The sequence below is a fragment of the Alkalibacterium putridalgicola genome, assembly GCF_900109825.1.
Taxonomy (GTDB): Bacteria; Bacillota; Bacilli; order Lactobacillales; family Carnobacteriaceae_A; genus Alkalibacterium; species Alkalibacterium putridalgicola.
On record NZ_FOBL01000062.1, the window covers coordinates 1 to 5415 of the forward strand.

The following is a 5415-nucleotide window of genomic DNA, read 5'->3' on the forward strand; positions in this document are numbered from 1 at the left end:
TTGCGTGCCCTTCAGCTGGCTTTTTCTTCCGTGGAAGGCACGCACGTGCCATTTGCGTGCCCTTCGCCTGGCTTTTTCTTCCCTTAAAGGCACGCCCGTTATTCAAAAGCAGCAGATAGGCGTTCGAAAACTGCATAAAGTTTGTATAGAAGTGGTGAAACTGACCCCCAGTCAGTTTCTTCTATCATTATAATGGAATTTTTCTCATAGACTCACCTTTAATTCTTATTTGTATAGTCTCGCTATCCCATTTATAATAAAAAGACACAGACTATCGGCTTAGTTAAAGGAGTACATGTTATGTTTTTTGGAGTGATCATCAATACCCTAGCTATTTTTACAGGAAGTATCATCGGTTTATTCGTTAATAAAGGCATTCCCATGCACATTGAAAAGGCGTTGATGAAAGCGCTGGCTCTTTCTGCAATGTATATCGGGATCACGGGGCTCTCGTCTGGAGAGAATACGATCTATATCATCCTTTCCATGGTTATCGGTGTGACGATCGGCGAGCTCATTGATTTAGATAAGAAAATCAATCAGATGGGCGACCGGCTGGAGAGTCACTTTCCTGGAAAAAACGGCGCTGCCTCTTTATCTAAAGGATTTGTGATGAGCAGTCTGATCATGGCTGTGGGAGCCATGTCGATCGTTGGACCGCTGGAGAGTGGCCTCACTGGCACACATACTATCCTCTTGACAAAATCAGTCATGGACGGTTTGACCAGTATCATCCTCGCTTCCAGTATGGGCATCGGTGTGCTCTTTTCCGGAGTTATCGTTTTTGTGTATCAAGGTGTGATCACTCTCTTCGCCAGCGGGCTCGACAGTATTTTGACTGATCCGATGATCAATGACATCAATGCGGTCGGTTCTCTGATTATTTTGGCTCTCGGACTTAATATACTCGAGGTTACCCGGATCAAAGTCATGAATTTTGTACCGGCGATCTTCATTCCCATTTTATTCTTTCTTTTCTATTAAAAAAACTGTCAGTCATAGACAACTGCCTTCCCAATGACTTTGGGTCGGTGTGTCTTGGCTGACAGTTCTTTTTAATTCGATCGAATCCTTAAATTCTCATAAACTTTTTTCGCGATATCACAGTCCTTTGATTCAGCCTGAGAGATTCCTTCTTCGTTATAGGACCTCTAAAAGGACTACAAGCATCTCGTCAATTTCTTTGATCACCCAGACGGCTTCTCCGATCTCCGGTTCTGTCATTTACATCGTATGCGTTTCTTTAGTATTATCAGCCCAGCAACCCGCAAGGACAACCAGTGCCGGCTGCAGGATGTTCACTTCTTAGAATATTTCTATTCATGCACCCTTTTCATCTTTTTTCATGAGTCTTGTACTATTTTGATTTATAGTTAGCTTTGTTTCGACAGACAATAGTGATGCAGCACAAAAAAAGACTGAGTTCTGCAGGCGTTCAGCAAACGGATCGAAATATCCGCCCTTACGTCTCCTTCAGTCTCAGTCTTTTTATTTATCTGATCGTTACTTCACTTCGTATTTTCTGAGGTTATCCTTTATACCAGTTAGATAAGCTTTACCCTTTTTCATTTTATCAGTATCTGTTTCACTATCAGAACCATCTTTAGGTAAAGATTTTTCCAGGAGCTCTTCATACTCATCGATCGTCAGCTCGCGACGCGAACTCAGAAGAGCTTCATGCGTCTCCTGGTTGAGATAGGCTTTATAGCCCGGCTGAACGACGCCGCTGAAAAATTCACCGACGGCACCTGATCCATAGCTGAACAGACCAATACGCGAGCCTTCAGCCAGCTCTTCTGACTGTTCCAGCAGGGAAAGCATGCTCAAGTACAAGGATCCCGTATAGACGTTGCCGACTTGCTTGTTGTAGGCGATACTGTTCTGATAGTGACCCATCAGTCGTTCTGCATCCTCTTCCGGCGCATTCTCAGTCAGACTGAGCAGGGCTTTTTTCGCCATTTTCGTGTACGGCAGATGGAAACAGACCGCTTCAAAATCTTTCAGGTCTCTAGCCGTTTTTTCTTTATATTTTCCCCATACATCTTTTAGGAACGAGAGATAGGCTTCGTTAGAATACTTTCCGTCCACAAAGGCATAATCTGAATAAAGCGGGCGCCAGAAATCCGAAATATCTTTCGTCAGCGAGGCACTATCGTTATCCAGGGCCAGGATGCGTGGATCACTTGAAAGGACCATAGCTACTGCACCGGCACCTTGCGTCGGTTCGCCAGATGTATTCAGACCGTATTTCGCGATATCTGCTCCTAAAATGAGTGCCTTGCTCTCAGGGTTCAGGGCAATATGTCCCATCGCCATTTTTATACCGGCTGTCGCACCGTAACAGGCTTGTTTCAGTTCAAATGAACCGGCGTTTTCCTGGATATCCGTCAGATGATGGACCCAGACAGCACCGGATTTAGAGTGGTCGACTCCGGATTCCGTTCCAAATAAGACCAGATCGATATTTTTTCTATCTTCATCATCCAGTATAGAAAGTGCCGCATTCGCCGCCATACTCACAGCATCTTCATGAAGGGGAGCGACGGCCATTCTTTCCTGTCCGATACCTATGGTGTATTTGGCAGGCTCGACACCTCTTTTTTCAGCCAGTTTCTCCATATCTACATATTGATCAGGTGTATAAAAACCTATTTTATCTATTCCGATATTCAATCGCTAATCCTCCTATTTGCAGCTTACGTTTATTTATTCTTTTTTAAGTATACCCAAGCTTCTTTAAAAAAGAATTAAGAAATGCTTTAATCCTTTAATTTAATGATCAGTTTACCTTGGACATGACCCGTTTCACTTTTTTTATGGGCCTCTCTGACAGATTTTTCTGTAAAAGGAAAGACCTCAGAAACGACCGGGTTCAGCTTGCCTTCGACCAGCCACTCATGCAGCTGACTGAGCGCTTCCTGTGTGGGGCTCATTGAGAAAAAGTCGGCATCAACGTCATCTGTATTGACATATTCGCTGGGATCCCCGGCGATCGACAGCAGTCTTCCCTTATTTTCTATAAGCAGAAGACTTTTTTCCAGGACATCGCCGCCTAAGGTGTCCAGCACAAAGTCGATATCCTCCAAGACCTCGTCAAAGTTTTCCTCTTCATAATTGACAGGACGATCGGCACCTAATGACTTCAGCAGCTCCTGATTACTTCCGCTTGCAGTGGCCGCTACCCAGGCACCTTTTATTTTGGCTATCTGAACAGCCAGAGATCCGACGCCACCTGAACCGGCGTGGATCAGCACTTTTTCGCCACTTTTTATATTCCCGCGTCTAACGAGTGCTTCATAGGCTGTTTGTCCGGTCAATGGCAAAGCTGCCGCTGCTTCAAAAGAAACAGATGCATCCAGCTTCACCGTTCTGTCCGGGCGAACGGAAACGATTTCCGCATACGTTCTAGATCCGTTGGCCATCACACGGTCTCCAACTTCAAAACCTGTGACCTCTTTCCCGACTTCCAGGACTTTACCCGCCACATCATTCCCTACGATCATCGGAAGACTTCCTCCAAACGAACCACTTCTTCGTTTCGTATCCACAGGATTGACACTCGTCGCGCATACTTCGACCAGCAGACGGTCGGGTTTTAATTCAGGTTTGTCGATCTCTTTCATTTTTAATTCGTTTACTCCACCGAAGGACTCAATTACTATTGCTTTCATTTTATATGCCTCCTCATGTTACGTCTCTATGATTTTATCATATATAAATCGAGATGGTTGCTGATCTGCCTCTTTAAAGACCGTTGGAAAACTTGCCTGAGAAATTCTGTCAGTTTCATTCAAGCAGCATTTCAATGTCTGGGTTCATTCATTTAATCAAGAGAATGCAGCATATCCAGTACTTCCTCATCATCCACTTGCGGAAAACTCATATAGTAGGCGCCGACTGCTCCCTGAAAAATATCCGGCACCTCAATGACGACCACATCATCCACCAGTCTCTCCAGCTCCTGGTATGTGTCTTTAGGAATGACCGGCACTGCAACGATGACGGTTTCCGCTTCTTGAGCTTCCACTGCTTTAATGGCCGCTTTCATCGTCATGCCAGTAGCGATACCGTCATCCACAAGAATGACGGTTTTTCCTTTTAGTGTTTGTTTTGTCAGTTCTTTTGAATAGGTCCGCTGTCGCCGGGCCATTTCATTCCGGATACGTTTAAGCTCTGTCGTCAGCCATTCCGGGCCCAGTAATTCAGCTGAAGTCTCGTCTAGTATCGGATCACCGTGTTCAGATAATGCTCCGATCGCATATTCGGAATGTGTCGGATGGCCTATTTTTTTTGATAATATGATATCGAAAGGCAGTTGATGTTTTTCTGCTATTTCGATACCTAAAGGGACTCCACCCCGCGGCAACGCAGTACAACGGTATGCTCAGCATCGGTCACTTCAAGTCTTTCGGCTAATTGCTTTCCGGCATCTGTACGGTTTTTAAATTTCATCGGTATTCCTCCCAGGAAATCTTCTTTGACGGTTACTTCTACACTATTTCTGGTTAGTTATTTTCAGTATAACATGAAACGATTACACTCAATATTGGAACGATTGAGTGGTTATTTCCTGTTTCAGTTCACCGTTATCCTCAGACATAGACTTAAAACACACCATTATTATCCAAAGATGCCATAAAGGGGCATCAACTTTTGAGCTGTGAGTGGTTCTAATTTAAAAAAAATCCTATTTAGTCTATAATTAACACAGAAGGTTAACCATTTATCAACCAAGGAGGAAATAGTATGAAATTTATTAAAGGAGCTTTATTAGGCGCGGCTTTAGGTTTACTACTGGCACCTAAAAGCGGTAAAGAAACACGCGAAGACTTACGCAGAAGAATGGACGACTCAAAAAAATCAGCTGGGGAATATGCAGACAAAGCCAAAGTAAAATCAGGTGAAATGTCTCAGACAGCGGGTACAGCAACAGAAAACATTAAATTGACCTTGACTAAAACAGCTAAGGAATTGCGCGATCAGCTGCACAACGCTTCAGAAGAAATCAAAAACGAAGCACGTACGCTGAAAGATGAAGTGAAAGAAACGGCTGAGGATGCTTATGTCGATGTAGCTGTCGAAGTGGAAGATGCCTCTGAAAAAATCCGTAAGAATAAAGAGGAGTCAGACTCAAATGAATCTGGTTCCAGCGATACCAATTCATCACCAAATATTTAAATACATCATTAATAAACACTCTGGCCCTCTGACATTGATCGTCGTGAGGGTCTTTCTGTATGCTATCCTTATTCTTTGACAAATTCCACTGTTCACGTTACTGTGATAGTGTAAGTATTTCGAATTAGAGATATAAAACAAAATAAGGTAACTCCCAATAATCTATGAAAAACTATGCTTTTAAAAACTCTCGTTGCTCCTCTGATGATTCCTGTCGATTAAGGTAATATAATCCAA

General features: G+C 43.5%; 6 protein-coding genes. 3 read left to right on the forward strand and 3 right to left on the reverse strand.

The genetic code is table 11. The annotated features are described in order from the left end of the window. Together BMX84_RS12660 and BMX84_RS12170 are read left to right on the forward strand one after the other, a co-directional pair. Positions 1-193, forward strand: a 193-nt coding sequence (locus tag BMX84_RS12660; RefSeq protein WP_218142383.1) for a hypothetical protein, incomplete at its 5' end; no start/stop codon positions are given. A 107-nt stretch (positions 194-300) separates the two neighbouring features. Continuing rightward, positions 301-984: a DUF554 domain-containing protein gene (locus tag BMX84_RS12170; RefSeq protein ID WP_091490304.1), complete on the forward strand. Its 684-nt coding sequence runs from the start codon at positions 301-303 to the stop codon at positions 982-984. Between the two features lie 519 nt (positions 985-1503). Here BMX84_RS12170 and BMX84_RS12175 read toward each other — a convergent pair. From BMX84_RS12175 to BMX84_RS12185, 3 genes are all read right to left on the reverse strand, one after another. Continuing rightward, the gene (locus BMX84_RS12175) at positions 1504-2673 is read right to left on the reverse strand and encodes a hydroxymethylglutaryl-CoA synthase (protein ID WP_091490307.1); all 1170 of its coding nucleotides are present in this window, start codon (positions 2671-2673) and stop codon (positions 1504-1506) included. A gap of 86 nt (positions 2674-2759) precedes the next feature. Next, positions 2760-3671 carry an NADP-dependent oxidoreductase gene (locus tag BMX84_RS12180; RefSeq protein WP_091490309.1) on the reverse strand — a complete coding sequence of 304 codons (912 nt, stop codon included), beginning with the start codon at positions 3669-3671 and terminating at the stop codon, positions 2760-2762. A gap of 152 nt (positions 3672-3823) precedes the next feature. Further along, positions 3824-4366, reverse strand: coding sequence for a phosphoribosyltransferase (locus tag BMX84_RS12185; RefSeq protein WP_218142384.1), 543 nt, complete (start codon positions 4364-4366; stop codon positions 3824-3826). Positions 4367-4746: 380 nt separating this feature from the next. Here BMX84_RS12185 and BMX84_RS12190 point away from each other — a divergent pair, with 380 nt between their 5' ends. After that, the gene (locus BMX84_RS12190) at positions 4747-5178 is read left to right on the forward strand and encodes a YtxH domain-containing protein (RefSeq protein ID WP_091490312.1); all 432 of its coding nucleotides are present in this window, start codon (positions 4747-4749) and stop codon (positions 5176-5178) included. Positions 5179-5415 lie beyond the last annotated feature (237 nt).

Bases quoted from the DNA above. Each gene is read 5' to 3' on its own strand.
- BMX84_RS12170 (WP_091490304.1), top strand. From the start codon at position 301: ATGTTTTTTGGAGTGATCATCAATACCCTAGCTATTTTTACAGGAAGT.
- BMX84_RS12180 (WP_091490309.1), bottom strand. From the start codon at position 3,671: ATGAAAGCAATAGTAATTGAGTCCTTCGGTGGAGTAAACGAATTAAAA.
- BMX84_RS12190 (WP_091490312.1), top strand. From the start codon at position 4,747: ATGAAATTTATTAAAGGAGCTTTATTAGGCGCGGCTTTAGGTTTACTA.